Annotated in this window: 12 protein-coding genes; 10 read left to right on the top strand and 2 right to left on the bottom strand. The window is 63.1% G+C overall.

The window, feature by feature from the left end; genetic code table 11:
* Positions 1–60: 60 nt before the first annotated feature.
* Positions 61–1,563 (bottom strand): sigma-54-dependent transcriptional regulator, encoded by a 1,503-nt coding sequence (locus SO139_RS05265; protein ID WP_449376863.1) that lies wholly within the window; start codon positions 1,561–1,563, stop codon positions 61–63.
* Positions 1,564–1,687: 124 nt separating this feature from the next.
* Here SO139_RS05265 and SO139_RS05260 point away from each other — a divergent pair, with 124 nt between their 5' ends.
* The 6 genes from SO139_RS05260 (at position 1,688) to SO139_RS05235 (ending at position 10,269) form a co-directional block, all read left to right on the top strand.
* Complete coding sequence (locus tag SO139_RS05260; protein ID WP_449376862.1) at positions 1,688–3,583, top strand: M3 family oligoendopeptidase; 1,896 nt, start codon at positions 1,688–1,690, stop codon at positions 3,581–3,583.
* A 350-nt stretch (positions 3,584–3,933) separates the two neighbouring features.
* A complete protein-coding gene (locus SO139_RS05255; RefSeq protein WP_449376861.1) occupies positions 3,934–6,933 on the top strand; it encodes a patatin-like phospholipase domain-containing protein in 3,000 nt (999 codons plus the stop codon).
* A gap of 152 nt (positions 6,934–7,085) precedes the next feature.
* Positions 7,086–7,238: an aa3-type cytochrome c oxidase subunit IV gene (locus SO139_RS05250; protein WP_449376860.1), complete on the top strand. Its 153-nt coding sequence runs from the start codon at positions 7,086–7,088 to the stop codon at positions 7,236–7,238.
* A gap of 136 nt (positions 7,239–7,374) precedes the next feature.
* Positions 7,375–8,502 (top strand): Re/Si-specific NAD(P)(+) transhydrogenase subunit alpha, encoded by a 1,128-nt coding sequence (locus SO139_RS05245; protein WP_449376859.1) that lies wholly within the window; start codon positions 7,375–7,377, stop codon positions 8,500–8,502.
* A 12-nt stretch (positions 8,503–8,514) separates the two neighbouring features.
* Entirely contained in the window at positions 8,515–8,832 is a 318-nt protein-coding gene (locus tag SO139_RS05240) for a proton-translocating transhydrogenase family protein (RefSeq protein WP_254099863.1), read from the top strand.
* Between the two features lie 39 nt (positions 8,833–8,871).
* Positions 8,872–10,269 (top strand): NAD(P)(+) transhydrogenase (Re/Si-specific) subunit beta, encoded by a 1,398-nt coding sequence (locus SO139_RS05235; RefSeq protein ID WP_449376858.1) that lies wholly within the window; start codon positions 8,872–8,874, stop codon positions 10,267–10,269.
* Here the strand turns inward: SO139_RS05235 and SO139_RS05230 are convergent.
* Positions 10,256–11,176, bottom strand: a complete 921-nt coding sequence (locus SO139_RS05230; protein WP_449376857.1) for a hypothetical protein — start codon at positions 11,174–11,176, stop codon at positions 10,256–10,258. The genes SO139_RS05235 and SO139_RS05230 overlap by 14 nt on opposite strands.
* A 129-nt stretch (positions 11,177–11,305) precedes the next feature.
* Here SO139_RS05230 and SO139_RS05225 point away from each other — a divergent pair, with 129 nt between their 5' ends.
* From SO139_RS05225 to SO139_RS05210, 4 genes are all read left to right on the top strand, one after another.
* Positions 11,306–12,109: an alpha/beta hydrolase gene (locus SO139_RS05225; protein ID WP_474800854.1), complete on the top strand. Its 804-nt coding sequence runs from the start codon at positions 11,306–11,308 to the stop codon at positions 12,107–12,109.
* A gap of 63 nt (positions 12,110–12,172) precedes the next feature.
* Positions 12,173–13,270, top strand: a complete 1,098-nt coding sequence (locus SO139_RS05220) for a calcium:cation antiporter (RefSeq protein WP_449376855.1) — start codon at positions 12,173–12,175, stop codon at positions 13,268–13,270.
* Between the two features lie 102 nt (positions 13,271–13,372).
* On the top strand, positions 13,373–13,657 hold the full coding sequence (locus SO139_RS05215; RefSeq protein ID WP_449377018.1) for a cupin domain-containing protein: 285 nt from the start codon (positions 13,373–13,375) through the stop codon (positions 13,655–13,657).
* A 93-nt stretch (positions 13,658–13,750) separates the two neighbouring features.
* Complete coding sequence (locus tag SO139_RS05210) at positions 13,751–14,698, top strand: hypothetical protein (protein ID WP_449376854.1); 948 nt, start codon at positions 13,751–13,753, stop codon at positions 14,696–14,698.
* The last annotated feature ends 6 nt before the right edge of the window (positions 14,699–14,704 follow it).

Below are 14,704 nucleotides of genomic sequence, written 5' to 3'. Positions count from 1 at the left end.
AATGCGAAGGACTTGCGCCCCGTTTAGGCCATAAAGGGAACGTCGTTCCGCGAGTCCTGCTCAGTGCGTCTCCTCGCCGCTTTTGCCGCCAGATCCTTGGACGCCGGCTTCGTCGAGTTTGCGGTAGAGCGTAGAGCGGCCAATTTTGAGGCGGCGCGCGACCTCCGACATCTGCCCGCGGTAATGCGAGATCGCGAAGCGGATGATTTCGTTCTCCATCTCCTCCAGAGGCCGTACTTCCCCGGTGCTGGTCAGCATCGCGAGGGAGCCGGCGGCGGGCAGTGGGGCGATCGGTATTTCATTACCTGAAATCATGGTGGGCGCCATCGGCGCGACCGGCTCCAGCATCAGCGGCGCCATCGGAGCGTCGGTCATCTGTTGCGGGTGCGCGGCAAGCAGCGGGAAATCGTCGAGGCCAAGCCGGTCGCCTTCGCTCATGACCACCGCGCGATAGACCGCGTTCTCGAGCTGGCGGATGTTGCCGGGCCAGTCGAGCGTTGAGAGATGCGCCATCGCCTCGCCGCTGATGCCGGTGATCGAGCGGTTCTCCTCCGCGGCGAACCGCGCCAGGAAATGCCGCAGCAGATGCGGGATGTCCTCGCGCCGCGCGCGCAAATTCGGGATCGTCAGCGGCAGGACGTGAAGGCGGTAGAACAGGTCCTCGCGGAAGTGGCCCTGCTTCACCCGGTCCAGGAGCTTGCGATTGGTCGCGGAAATGATGCGGACGTCGACCTTCACCGGCTTGCGCCCGCCGACAGCCTCGACAGCGCCCTCCTGGAGTGCGCGGAGCAGCTTGACCTGCGCGGTCAGCGGCAGCTCGCTGACCTCGTCCAGAAACAGCGTGCCGCCATGGGCCTCGACGAACTTGCCGGCGTGCCGCTCGGTCGCGCCGGTGAAGGCGCCTTTCTCATGGCCGAACAGGATCGACTCGACGAGATTGTCGGGGATCGCGCCGCAATTGACCGCGACGAACGGCTTTGCCTTGCGCTCGCCGCTGCCGTGGATGGCGCGTGCGAACATCTCCTTGCCGACGCCGGAGTCACCTTCGATCAGCACGGGAATCGAAGAATTTGCCGCCTTCTGCGCGGTGCGCATCACATGCGCCATCGCGTCGCTGCGGGTGATGATGTCGGAGAACGTCAGCCGGCCCTCGCGGCTGTGCCGGATCCGCTGCAATTCGCCCTTGAGCGCGGACGCGTTGAGCGCGTTGCGCAAGGAGACCTGGAGGCGCTCCATGCCAACCGGCTTGACCACGAAGTCGGCCGCACCTGCGCGCATCGCCGAGATCACGTTGTCGATGCCGCCATGCGCGGTCTGGACGATGACGGGCACGCTGAGGCCAGCCTCTCGGATCTTTGCCAGGACGCCCATGCCGTCGAGGCCGGGCATCACGAGATCGAGGATGACTGCGTCGACGGCGGGAGCGTCGGGCGCGGTGAGGGCGGCGAGCGCGGCATCGCCGGAATCGACGATGATCGTTTCATAGCCGCATTTCTGCACCATGTTCTCGACCAGGCGGCGCGCGACGGCGTCGTCATCGGCAATCAAAATACTGGCAGCCATGGTGTTCCCCGCACGCTACAACTATCTGTCTCGAATCGGGGCACTCTGGCCGAAGCCGATTAACGTACTCTTAAACCTTGCTGACCCCATCCATTGCGATCGTTGAACACAGGTTTCCAACACGATGACTTCGCGCTCCAAATCCGCACTTAGCAAGTCCGCTCTTAGCACGTCTGCTCTCCGCAAGCCGAACACCAAGAAAGCCGCCGCCAAAGCAAAACCCTCCGGCAAAGCTGTGAGCAAAACCGGCAAGCTTCCGGAGTGGAACCTCGCCGACCTCTATTCCGGGATCACCGCGCCGGAAGTGGCGCGCGATCTCGAGAAGATGGATGCCGATTGCGTCGCGTTCGAGACCGACTACAAGGGCAAGCTCGCGACAGGGACAGCAAAGGAAGATGGCGGAAAATGGCTCGCGGAGGCCGTGCGGCGGTACGAGGCGATCGACGATCTCGCCGGCCGGCTCGGCTCCTATGCCGGGCTCGTCCACGCCGGCGACAGCGTTGATCCCAAGATTTCAAAGTTTTACGGCGATGTGTCAGAGCGACTGACGGTCGCCTCGACCCATCTTCTGTTCTTCGCGCTCGAGCTCAACCGCATCGATGACGATATCTTGACCCGTGCGATGCAGGCTTCCGAGCTCGCGCATTATCGCCCCTGGATCGAGGATTTGCGCAAGGAGAAGCCGTATCAGCTCGACGACAAGCTCGAGCAGCTCTTCCTGGAAAAGGCGCAGACCGGCTACTCGGCCTGGAACAGGCTGTTCGACCAAACCATCTCCGGCCTGCGCTTCAAGGTCGGGCCCAAGGAGCTCGCGATCGAGCCGACGCTGAATCTCTTGCAGGACCGCGACGGCGCCAAGCGCAAGACTGCGGCGGAAGCTTTGGCAAAAACCTTCAAGGCCAATGAGCGCACCTTCGCGCTGATCACCAACACGCTCGCCAAGGACAAGGACATCTCCGACCGCTGGCGCGGCTTCAAGGACGTCGCGGATTCCCGACATCTGAACAACCGCGTCGAGCGCGAGGTGGTGGATGCGCTGGTCGCCTCGGTGCGCGCGGCCTATCCAAGGCTGTCGCACCGCTACTACGCGCTGAAGGCGCGCTGGTTCAAGAAGAAGCGGCTCGCCTACTGGGATCGCAACGCCCCTCTGCCCTTTGCCGCGACCGATACCATCGCCTGGCCCGATGCGAGGAACATGGTGCTGACGGCCTATCGCGGCTTCTCGCCCAAGATGGCCGACATCGCCGAGCGCTTCTTCAGTGATCGCTGGATCGACGCGCCGGTTCGTCCCGGCAAGGCGCCGGGCGCCTTCTCGCATCCGACCACACCGTCGGCGCACCCTTACGTGCTGATGAATTATCAGGGCAAGCCGCGCGACGTGATGACGCTTGCGCACGAGCTCGGCCACGGCGTGCACCAGGTGCTGGCGGCCAGGAACGGCGCGTTGATGGCGCCGACACCGCTGACGCTGGCCGAGACCGCCAGCGTGTTCGGCGAGATGCTCACGTTCAAGCGGCTCCTTGCCCAGACCAAGAATGCAAAACAGCGCCAGGCGCTGCTCGCCGGCAAGGTCGAGGACATGATCAATACCGTGGTGCGGCAGATCGCGTTCTATTCCTTCGAGCGCGCCGTGCACAGCGAGCGCAAGAGCGGCGAGCTCACCGCGACGCGGCTAGGCGAGATCTGGCTCTCGGTGCAGGGCGAAAGTCTCGGTCCCGCGATCGAGATCAAGGCGGGGTATGAGAACTACTGGATGTACATCCCGCACTTCATCCATTCGCCGTTCTATGTCTACGCCTATGCATTCGGCGATTGCCTCGTGAACTCGCTCTATGCTGTCTACGAGAATGCCGCTGAGGGTTTCGCCGAGCGCTACCTCGATATGCTTGCTGCCGGCGGCACCAAGCACTACTCCGAGCTGTTGCGGCCCTTCGGGCTCGATGCCAAGGACCCGAAATTCTGGGACGGCGGTCTTAGCGTCATCGCCGGGATGATCGACGAGCTGGAGGCGATGGGCTGAAGCTGCGCGAACGCTGCTTCGGCTCTCGACGGGACTGACGGGCGCCGCGGCTGCGACATTTTTTCGCGAACTCGGCAATGTGCTCCTGGACGCGGTACCGCGCACGCCTCCCTTGTTGGTGGAATCGGTCTCGAACGACGTCATTGCCCTGCATTTCAGTGCATCTTGCAGCCTTCACACCCTTCTTCCAGCCGGTACGTTTCCAGGCCACCTTCGAGACGGGACCGGAGATCCTGCTACGTGGGATTGAACGTTCGCGAAAACTGGCAAGACTAATCTTGTGCGTACTGAGAATATATTTTTCAACTGCTGATTGTTGATGGATCGATTTCCGCCTGGGGGTGACACCCATGCTCGATCAAGGACCCGCCGCGCGAGCCGTAGAAGCCAGAAACGCCGCTGCCGTCGATGAGGAAACGCCGTGGTGCGAAAAGCACCACCAGATCGTCCGCGGCGAAATCGCAGCGATCAACACCCGCCGCGAGCCGGACCGGCGCATCGATCCAGATAGCTTAGAACCCTGCCAGTTGCTCGACGTCACCGGGCTCGCCTTGTCCGGCGGTGGCATTCGCTCCTCGGCCGTTTGCCTGGGCGTGCTGCAGGCGCTCAACCATCACAATCTGATCGGGCGGATCGACTATCTCTCCACGGTATCGGGCGGCGGCTATATGGGGACGTCGCTCAGCGCGACCATGACGGTCGCGCGTCGGTTCGTATTCGGCGAGAGGCCGGCGGGCGGAACTGTCACGGCAGCCGAGATCAGCGACACGCCCTCCGTCGGACATCTGCGGAACTATTCCAACTATCTGATCCCCGCCGGTGTGCGCGATCTCCTGACAGGAATTGCGATCGTCGTGCGCGGCCTGGTCGCCAATATCGGGCTGACGCTGCCGGTCGTGCTGCTGCTTGCCGCGATCACCATCTGGTCGACGCCGCTTCGGAGCTGCCTCACGGTCGCGAACATCTTCGGGATCGGCTTCAACGATCGCAAACTGTGCGAGCTGCACGATTTCAGCAGCATCGATCGTTACGGCTTCACCGCCTTCGGAGCTGCCGCCGCCTTGGTGCTGCTCGTCGGCAGCGTACTTGCCTATTTCAGCTCCCGCTCGGTCCGCGGCAGCGGCCCGAGCGTCGTGTGCGCCTATCTTGCCGGTCTCGCGTTGCTGCTCGGCGTCGCCTGCGATTTCGCGCGTTTTCTTCAGGTCCAGCATTTCGCGCTGACCCTGGCGACGGCCATCATCGGGGTTGTCCTGTTCTTCGGCTGGGCCCTCAAACAATCATTTGCAAGTCCGGGCAAGCGCCAGGAGTTCCGCTCGCATTGGCCGAGCGCCGGCGCGACCTTCCTCGTGCTGCTCGCAGTCCTCGCCTTCTTCGAATTTCAGCCCTTCATGCTGGGCCAGATGTTCGACGTTGCCGAGAGCAACGCGCTCGGCGGACCGGTCGGCGCCGTCGCCATCACCTGGATCAAGTCCCTCGCGGCGATCGCCGCGCCAATCGGCGTCTTCGTCACCGCATTCAGGCAGCAATTCGCAGAGGTGCTGAAGGGCAACAGCGTGTCCTCACAATGGGGCTCGCTCGTGCTCGCCATTGTAGCCAAGGCCGCCCTGTGGATCGCGGGTCTCGCGCTGCCGCTGATCATCTGGGTCGCCTACCTCTATCTGTCGTATTGGGGCATCGCCAACGACCTGTTCGAAAGGTGCCCGTCGGCTCTGGGCGCGGCGGCCCAAAGAGAGTGCCTCGCCAATGCCAAATCAAACGCGCCTGCGGGAAATCTGGCGGGCAAGATCCAGTTCGACGCCAGCACCGGCACCTTGTCCGCCGAGATCACGCCGAAAGCGATGCCGCCGGTCGTTCCGAATACGGAGAGGCTGACGCCGACCTGGCACGCCCCCGCATGGCTCGAATTCCTAGCCCAGAAAATTGGAGGCGTCGTTCAGAGAGAGTACCCGAATCTATTTCAGGGGGCGGCCTCCGAGCTCGGCTACTCATTTAGCCTTCCGATGGTCATCCTCTATACCCTTGCCGGCGTCGTGTTGTTCGTCATCTCGTTCTTTCTGACGCCGAATGCGAACTCGCTGCATCGGCTATATCGCGATCGCCTGAGCAAGGCCTTCCTGTTCGATCCGACTCGTTCGGCCGATGGCGACATCGGGCGCGTCGAGGCAAGCCTCGACCAGGGGCGCGATTTCAAGCCGCTCGATCGCATGAAGCTCAGCGATCTCTTTGCGGTTCGGACGGAGGACCCCGAAACGGCTGGGCAGGCTGCCGCTCCGAGCTTGCACGCGCCCTATCAACTCATCAATACGGCGCTGAACATCCAGGGCTCGGACTTTGCCAATCGGCGCGGCCGCAACGCGGACTTCTTCATGTTTTCCGCGCTGAATGTTGGCAGCGAGGCGACGGGCTATGCCCCGACCTGGGCGGTGCAGGATGACGAGCAGAGTCTCGATCTCGCCACTGCCATGGCGATCTCGGGCGCGGCGGCCTCCTCAAACATGGGCTCGAACTCGATCAGAGCGCTGACGCCGACGCTTGCGCTTCTCAACGTGCGTCTCGGGTATTGGCTGAAGAATCCGCGTTACGTCGATGAGCGCGTGCGGCCCCAGCGTCGCTCCACGCCGCTTTATTTCTGGTCGGAAATCTCCGGGCGTCTCTACGAGAACAGCGACAGCGTCTATCTCACCGATGGTGGCCACATCGAGAACCTAGGCGTCTACGAGCTGTTGCGTCGGCGCTGCAAGGTGATCATCGCGGTCGATGCGGAAGCCGATGCGCCGATGAACTTCGCCTCGCTGATGACGCTGCAGCGCTATGCGCGGATCGACCTCGGGATCCGGATTGATCTGCCCTGGACGCCGATCCGCGAACGCACCCGCGCACTGATGGCGCGCAATGCAGACAAGGCCGGTGACCCCTCATCGCCAGACGAGCACGACAATGCGCCGCGGGACCACGTTCACGTCGCGATCGGCACCATCGACTACGGCGGCCAGGAGAAGGGCCATCTCGTCTATATCAAGTCCTCGCTCACCGGCGACGAAAACGACTACATCCGGGATTACGCGCGACGAAACAATCGCTTCCCGCACGAGACCACCGGCGACCAGTTCTTCTCGGAAGAGCAGTTCGAGGTCTATCGCGCGCTTGGTTTCCACATGACGCACGGCTTCCTGGCCGGCGATCATCCCGTTGCGGTCGGCTCGGGCACTGCTCCGGACACGGCGAGATTCACCGATGGCGGCGAGGAGGCTGTCGACGCGGTGCGCCGTGCGCTCGGTCTGGCTGTGGTCGAAGCCGACGTCGAGCCGGAGACCGCGACGTTCATGATCGCCGTTTTGGACCAGGAGTAGGATGGTGTTGGGCGGCGAACGCTTCCCCGGTCCCGACAATCGGGTTTCCAAATGAGCCGATTTGCGGGAAAACTGCGCAGCTGTGCCGTTGCCCTGTCCGGCGGATTGCGGTAATGCCAGCCGGGAATTCGACTTTTCGACTGGGGACATCCATGGCCGACCATAGCGAAGTGGCGTACAGCACCGCCGATGGCAACGACTACGTTGCCCACGAGCAAACCTATGAGGGCTTCATCAAGCTGGTGAAGTACGGCACGGCCACGGTGGCGCTCATCGTCATCCTGATGGCGATCTTCCTGACCTGATCCATCGTCGGCTGCACCGCCAAGGGCGGCGGTTGCTCAGAAAATTTGCATCCAAGCCGGTTCTAAAACCGGTATCCAACGTTGCGGGAGTAACGCTAAATTCGCATGCGCGCTGTCCCGCGCCGCCGGAGGCCTCATGAAGATTGCCGTTGCCAAGGAAATCGATCCGTCCGAGCCGCGGGTCGCCGCTTCGCCGGATACGGTGAAGAAGTTCAAGGCTCTGGGCGCCGAGATCGCCGTTGAGCCCGGTGCCGGCGTCAAGTCGGGCCTGCTCGATTCCGACTACACCGCCGCCGGTGCTACCGTCAGCGCCGATGCGCTTGTCGATGCCGACATCATCATCAAGGTGAAGCGCCCCGAGGCGTCCGAGCTTGGCCAGTACAAGCGCGGTGCGCTCGTCATCGCGATCATGGATCCCTATGGCAACGAGGCTGCGCTGAAGACGATGGCCGATGCCGGCATCGCCGCCTTCGCCATGGAACTGATGCCGCGCATCACGCGCGCGCAGGTGATGGACGTGCTGTCGTCGCAGGCCAACCTCGCCGGCTACCGCGCCGTCATCGAGGGCGCCGAAGCCTTCGGCCGCGCCTTCCCGATGATGATGACCGCCGCCGGCACCGTGCCCGCCGCAAAAGTGTTCGTGATGGGCGTCGGCGTTGCCGGCCTCCAGGCGATCGCGACTGCGCGCCGCCTCGGCGCCATCGTGACCGCGACCGATGTGCGGCCGGCCACCAAGGAGCAGGTGGAGAGCCTTGGCGCCAAATTCCTCGCCGTCGAGGACGAGGAGTTCAAGAACGCGCAGACCGCCGGCGGTTACGCGAAGGAAATGTCCAAGGAATACCAGGCCAAGCAGGCCGCGCTCACCGCCGAGCACATCAAGAAGCAGGACATCGTGATCACGACCGCGCTGATCCCGGGCCGGCCGGCGCCAAAGCTCGTCTCGGCCGAGATGGTCAAGTCGATGAAGCCGGGCTCGGTGCTGGTCGACCTCGCCGTCGAGCGCGGCGGCAACGTCGAGGGCGCCAGGGCGGGCGAAGTCGCCGAGATCGATGGCATCAAGATCGTCGGCTACACCAACGTCGCCGGCCGCGTCGCCGCCTCGGCTTCCGGCCTCTATGCGCGCAACCTGTTCTCCTTCATCGAGACCATGATCGACAAGAAAGAGAAGAAGCTTGCCGTGAACTGGGACGACGAGCTCGTGAAGGCAACCGCGCTCACCAAGGACGGCGCCGTCATCCACCCGAACTTCCAGCCGAAAGCCTAGAGGAGAGAAGCCATGGAGCATGTCGCACAGGTCGTCGATCCCTTCATCTTCCGGCTGTCGATTTTCGTGCTGGCGGTGTTCGTCGGCTATTTCGTGGTGTGGTCGGTGACCCCGGCACTGCATACACCGCTGATGAGCGTCACCAACGCGATCTCCTCGGTGATCGTGGTCGGCGCGCTGCTCGCGGGCGGCGTTGCCAACGTGTCGAGCGGTTCGGGCTGGGCGCGCGGCTTCGGCTTCATCGCGCTGATCTTTGCCTGCATCAATATCTTCGGCGGCTTCCTTGTCACCCAGCGCATGCTGGCGATGTACAAGAAGAAGGCCAAGTAAGCGGCCACCTCGGGCTGATGGGACAGATGGGGACCTGAGATGAACGCCAATCTCTCTGCATTGTTGTATCTCGTGGCGGGGGTGCTGTTCATCCTGTCACTGCGCGGGCTGTCGAGCCCGGCCTCTTCGCGCCAGGGCAACCTGCTCGGCATGATCGGCATGGCGATCGCGGTCGCCACCACGCTTGCCAACCATCCGCCGGCCGACGGCCTTGCCTGGCTGCTCGTCATCGTCGGCATCGCCATCGGTGCTGCGATCGGCGCGGTGATCGCACGCCGTGTGCCGATGACCTCGATGCCGGAACTGGTCGCTGCCTTCCACTCGCTGGTCGGCATGGCCGCGGTGCTGGTCGCCGCCGGCGCATTCTATGCGCCTGAGGCCTTCGACATCGGCACCCCCGGCAACATCCACACGCAGAGCCTGGTCGAAATGTCGCTCGGCGTCGCCATCGGTGCGCTGACGTTCACCGGCTCGGTGATCGCATTCCTCAAGCTGTCGGCCCGCATGAGCGGCGCGCCGATCATCCTGCCGGCGCGGCATCTCATCAACATCGCGCTCGCGGTCGCGCTGGTCGCCTGCATCGTCGGGCTCGTGGTTACCGGCAGCCCGGTGTTCTTCTGGCTCAACGTCATCCTGGCGCTCGCCCTCGGCGTGCTCATGATCATCCCGATCGGCGGCGCCGACATGCCGGTCGTGATCTCGATGCTGAACTCCTATTCGGGATGGGCCGCGGCCGGCATCGGCTTCACGCTCGGCAATTCCGCGCTGATCATCACCGGCGCGCTGGTCGGCTCATCCGGCGCGATCCTGTCCTACATCATGTGCCACGCGATGAACCGGTCCTTCATCTCGGTCATCCTCGGCGGCTTCGGCGGCGAGACCGCGGCGGCCGGCGGGGGTACCGGCGAGCAGAAGCCGGCAAAGCTCGGCTCGGCCGACGATGCCGCCTTCATCATGAAGAACGCCTCCAAGGTCATCATCGTGCCCGGCTACGGCATGGCGGTGGCGCAGGCCCAGCACGCGCTGCGCGAGATGGCCGACATGCTGAAGAAGGAAGGCGTCGAGGTGAAGTACGCCATCCACCCGGTCGCGGGCCGCATGCCCGGCCACATGAACGTGCTGCTGGCCGAAGCCAATGTGCCCTATGACGAGGTGTTCGAGCTCGAGGACATCAACTCCGAATTCGCCCAGGCCGACATCGCCTTCGTGATCGGCGCCAACGACGTCACCAACCCGGCGGCCGAAGAGGACAAGACTTCGCCGATCTACGGCATGCCGGTGCTCCAGGTCTGGAAGGCCGGCACGGTGATGTTCATCAAGCGCTCGCTGGCTTCGGGCTACGCCGGCATCGACAACCCGCTGTTCTATCGCGACAACACCATGATGCTGCTCGGCGACGCCAAGAAGGTTACCGAGAACATCGTCAAGGCGATGTAGACGTCTGCCTCAGGCGAGGCGTTTTTCGGGTCTTCCCTCGATTTGTTGCTTCGTCGACAGGCAGCTCGGAAGACCCGGATTTAGCTCCACTAAGACCAATGGAGCTAACGTCTGAAATGATTGATGTTGCAAATCGCTCTGCGGCGCCGGCGGCGATGGCCGAGAGAAGCAGAATGAAGCCCGCTTTGTTGCCCTGAAACAAGGGCGTCAGAATGAGGCCGGATTTGACGGCGATCCCGACGACGACCCCGGAAATTGAGCCGGCAACAACTCTCGAAGCACCCTCAAAATAGTGAAGGGCTTTTCCGGATGATGCGTCGAACCGTAGCGTTCCGCCACGAGAGATAACTGAAAGTAGCGCACCTAGCGCACCCGCTCCGGCGCAGAGGATGAGCCAGAATGCAGCCTGCCCGACGCTCAGAATCACAGTGTTCCGAAAGAACCAAACGGCAAGCCCCGCTAGCAACAATGGCCCAGCGATAAGGCAGCACCCTGCGACATACCACATGCGCGAGAGCTCTCTGCTGCGTCCTTCAACAAAAACCCGCGCCGACGCGAGCATCCGAGCGGCATTGACGAAATCTTGGTCGAGGCAACACGCTATGGCTTCTCCAATGAACTGCTTGCACTGAAGCTTGGTGTGTTGGGGGAATTCATCTGAAACGGATATTTCGAGCGAGGATGCTTCGTTCAGGATTCGATTAAATTCAGCGACCTTCTCTGGAGCAACTTCCCCGTTCATTCGAAAGTCGATGTCGGAGTTCTCGTCTATGTAGACTACGTACTCGTCGGTCCAATAGATCATGGCTAGAATAGGCAATCCTAGCTTGTCCCACCGTCCGTATTCGGGATGCCGTTTCTGCACGGCTTTTGGATCGCTCCCGTGGTAGCTTACCTCCTTAAGCATTGACGTTCTCCCTCGGCCGGCAACTCTAGCGCGAGCCTACCCCTAGTCCACCCGTCTGCGCTATGTCCTTGGTCGCGGGCCCGGCCCGAATGGCGGTCCTGCAGCTGATCTAGCTAAGGTTTGCTCCGGATGTTGGCCGTTCTGAAGTGGCTCCTGGCAATCGCTGCGGTTGCTTATCTCGCCGGTCTCGTCCTGCTCTACGTGAAGCAGCGCGACATGCTGTTTCCGGCCCCGACCGTCGAACCTACCGCGCCTGCCGCCGCAGGCCTTCCCGAGGCGGAAGAGCATCTGCTCACCACGTCGGATGGCGAGAAGGTGATCGTCTGGCACGTGCCGGCAAAGCCCGGCCGTCCCGTGATCCTCTATTTTCACGGCAACGGGGATTATCTTGCCGGCCTTGTCGGTCGCTTCAGGGCCATGACGGCCGACGGCACCGGTCTCGTCGCGCTGTCCTATCGCGGCTATGCCGGCTCGAGTGGCGCGCCGAGCGAGCAGGGACTGCTGCGCGACGCCGCGACCGATTACGCCTTCGCAGCCTCGCGCTACGCGGCGGAGCGCATTGTCGCCTGGGGCTTCTCGCTCGGGACCGGCCTTGCGATCGCCATCGCATCCGACCACAAGATCGGCAAATTGGTCCTGGAGGCACCTTACACGTCGATGGCCGACGTCGCCGCCTCGCTCTACCCCTTGGTCCCGGTCCGCTTGTTGATGCGCGACCAGTTTCGCTCGGACGAGCGCATCGCCCGCGTCACTGCGCCGCTTCTGATCATGCATGGCACGGACGATCCGACCATCCCGATCGCGCTCGGCGAGCGGCTGTACGCACTCGCTCGCGAGCCCAAGCGCCTCGTGCGACTTCCCGGCGGCGGACACAACGATCTCGATGCCTTCGGGGCCATGGAGACCGCGCGACGATTCATCAATGGCAGCTGAGGGCTGACGCATGCGATCTTCTCGCGCATAATCGACCCCGGCTTGATTTGAGGAATTGTCTGCATGAGCGCACACGGACCGATGCCGCGGTCGTCATGGCTATTTCCCGCCCTGGCGGTGCTGCTGTTCCTGATCGTCACCGCGATGGGATACGGCTTCACCCTGTCCGTCGGCGGTTTCGTGTTTGCGATCGTCCTGCTGGTGATCCTGTTCGGAACGGTGTTCGCTGCCGTTCATCACTCCGAGGTGATTGCGGAGCGGATCGGCGAACCGTTCGGCACGTTGCTGCTCACGCTCGCGGTGACCATCATCGAGGTCGCGCTGATCACCACCATCATGCTCGGCGACAAGCCGGCGCCGGAGCTCGCGCGCGACACCGTGTTTGCCGTGGTGATGATCGTCTGCAATGGGCTCGTCGGCCTCTGCGTCTTCATCGGCGGCCTGCGCTACCGCGAGCAGGGTTTCCAGGTTTCAGGCTCCAACGTCTATCTCAGCACACTGATCGCGCTGGCGACCATCACGCTGATCATGCCCAACTATACGCTGACGACGCCGGGCCCGATCTATTCGACGCTCCAGCTCGGCTTCGTCGATCTCGTGACGATCGTGCTCTATGGCGTGTTTCTCTATACGCAGACCGTGCTGCACCGCGATTATTTCATCAATCAGGCTGATGACGGCAAGGGCGGCGAAAGCCATCTGTCAGGCACGATGCTGGTTCTCAGCATCGTCCTGCTCCTGGTCTCGCTCCTCGCCGTCGTTCTGCTTGCCAAGAAGTTCTCACTGGTGGTCGACGCCGTTGCCGTCATGATTGGTGCCCCACCGGCCTTTGCCGGTCTCCTGGTTGCGCTCCTGATCCTGATGCCGGAGGGAGTCTCGGCGATCGCCGCCGCGCGCAAGAACGATCTCCAGAAGAGCATCAACCTGGCCCTCGGCTCCTCACTGGCTACCATCGGGCTCACGATTCCAGCCGTCGGACTCGCCACCTATGCGCTCGATCAGCCGCTGGTTCTCGGCCTGAACCCCCAGAACACGGCGCTGATGTTCCTGACATTTCTGCTGAGCATGCTGACCTTCGGCACCGGCAGGACCAACGTCCTGTTCGGGCTGGTCCATATGGTGGTATTTGCCGTCTACGTGTTCATGGTCTTTGTGCCGTAAGCATGATCCGGAAAAGTGCGAAGCGGTTTTCCGAAAAGATCATGCGCAAACAACAACCTAAAGCGCGATGACGATTCATCGCGCTTTACGAGGGGAATGGAAATGCTTGCCGCCAGCTCCGAGGTTCAGGTCGACAATGACGAGGTCCGGGTCACCGAGTGGCGGCTGCCGCCCGGCGGCGCCACCGGCCATCACATTCACGGGATGGACTATGTGATCGTTCCCGTCAGGGACGGCGAGATGACCATCGTGGCCCCCGATGGCGAGCGCTCCAGGGCGCAGCTTGCGGCGGGCAAGTCCTACTTCCGCAAGGCAGGTGTCGCGCACGACGTGCTTAACGAAACTGCAACGGAGATCGTGTTCCTTGAGATAGAGTTGAAACCGTAAAAGCGGTGTGCCAATTGCCACCGATCCGTCGCAGTTGACCCCCTTACTATTGCCTCAAAGTTCCCGCATCAGACCGTGTGGGGAGTGGCCGGAATGCTGAAATACCTGACTAAAATCTCCATGGATATCTTCCCCTCGGTGCTCGCGACGATCATCGGGGCGTACATCGTCAATCACTACATCAACGCCCGGCCGGCCCCCGACACTCCCGCCGCCGCAATCGCTCCTGCCCAGACCAAGAAGGATGCCAAGCCTGCCGAGGTCGCGAATCTCCCCGCGCCCGGAGTGAAGGCCAAGGGTATCTCCGAGAAGGGCATCTCCGAGAAGGGCGTCTCCGAAAAGGGCGTTTCCGAGAAGACCGTGACGGACAAGCCGGCGGCCGAGAAGTCGGCTGACAACAAGGCCGCTGATCAGCCGGCCGAGAACAAGCCCGCCGAGACTTCATCCGCCGAGACCGCCGCCACTCCCGCTACGCCGCGGGGCCGGCCGACGGCTTCCCGCGACAGCAAGGCCATGGCCAAGGCGACGCCTGCTCCGGCCGTCAGTGCCCCGGTCGTCACCGCGCCGGCCTCCGAGACGACTCAGGCTCCGGCATCGAATGCCGCGACTCCTGACGCCAATGATCTCGCCCGCGCGGCGATCGAGCGGCTGCGCAAATCGCCCGAGGCCTCCACTCAGGAGACGGCCCATGCAGGCGAAGCGCCGCGGGTTCAGGAGGCGCCACGGCTCGTGACGGCGGCCCCATCTTCCGTGCGGCCGCTGCCGCCGCCAATCACGGTATCGACGCCGGGCCCGGAGGCTTATGGTTCCCCGACGACGTCGAACCCGTCTTACACCGCGTCCGTTGGCACCGATGATGCGAATCGGCTGACACCGCCGGCCGACATCCCGGTCCCGGTGGTGATCGCGCCGCCGCTCGATCTGCGGGCCGATGCGACCGGTCCCATGCCGAAGGCAAAGCCCAACGTTGCCGACGAGATGCTGTCGGGCGTCAAGTCGATGTTCCACGCGGTCCTGCCGAAGGGCGTCACCCCAGACTGATCTGGC

Source organism: Bradyrhizobium sp. UFLA05-89, from assembly GCF_059803475.1.
The sequence above is the reverse complement of the archived record's forward strand: the minus strand, read 5'-3'. Positions and strand labels throughout refer to the sequence as shown.

Coding starts and splice junctions, on each gene's coding strand:
- SO139_RS05215 (WP_449377018.1), top strand. CDS start 13,373: ATGCTTGCCGCCAGCTCCGAGGTTCAGGTCGACAATGACGAGGTCCGG.
- SO139_RS05225 (WP_474800854.1), top strand. CDS start 11,306: ATGTTGGCCGTTCTGAAGTGGCTCCTGGCAATCGCTGCGGTTGCTTAT.
- SO139_RS05230 (WP_449376857.1), bottom strand. CDS start 11,176: ATGCTTAAGGAGGTAAGCTACCACGGGAGCGATCCAAAAGCCGTGCAG.
- SO139_RS05220 (WP_449376855.1), top strand. CDS start 12,173: ATGAGCGCACACGGACCGATGCCGCGGTCGTCATGGCTATTTCCCGCC.
- SO139_RS05265 (WP_449376863.1), bottom strand. CDS start 1,563: ATGGCTGCCAGTATTTTGATTGCCGATGACGACGCCGTCGCGCGCCGC.
- SO139_RS05245 (WP_449376859.1), top strand. CDS start 7,375: ATGAAGATTGCCGTTGCCAAGGAAATCGATCCGTCCGAGCCGCGGGTC.
- SO139_RS05210 (WP_449376854.1), top strand. CDS start 13,751: ATGCTGAAATACCTGACTAAAATCTCCATGGATATCTTCCCCTCGGTG.
- SO139_RS05240 (WP_254099863.1), top strand. CDS start 8,515: ATGGAGCATGTCGCACAGGTCGTCGATCCCTTCATCTTCCGGCTGTCG.
- SO139_RS05255 (WP_449376861.1), top strand. CDS start 3,934: ATGCTCGATCAAGGACCCGCCGCGCGAGCCGTAGAAGCCAGAAACGCC.
- SO139_RS05250 (WP_449376860.1), top strand. CDS start 7,086: ATGGCCGACCATAGCGAAGTGGCGTACAGCACCGCCGATGGCAACGAC.
- SO139_RS05260 (WP_449376862.1), top strand. CDS start 1,688: ATGACTTCGCGCTCCAAATCCGCACTTAGCAAGTCCGCTCTTAGCACG.
- SO139_RS05235 (WP_449376858.1), top strand. CDS start 8,872: ATGAACGCCAATCTCTCTGCATTGTTGTATCTCGTGGCGGGGGTGCTG.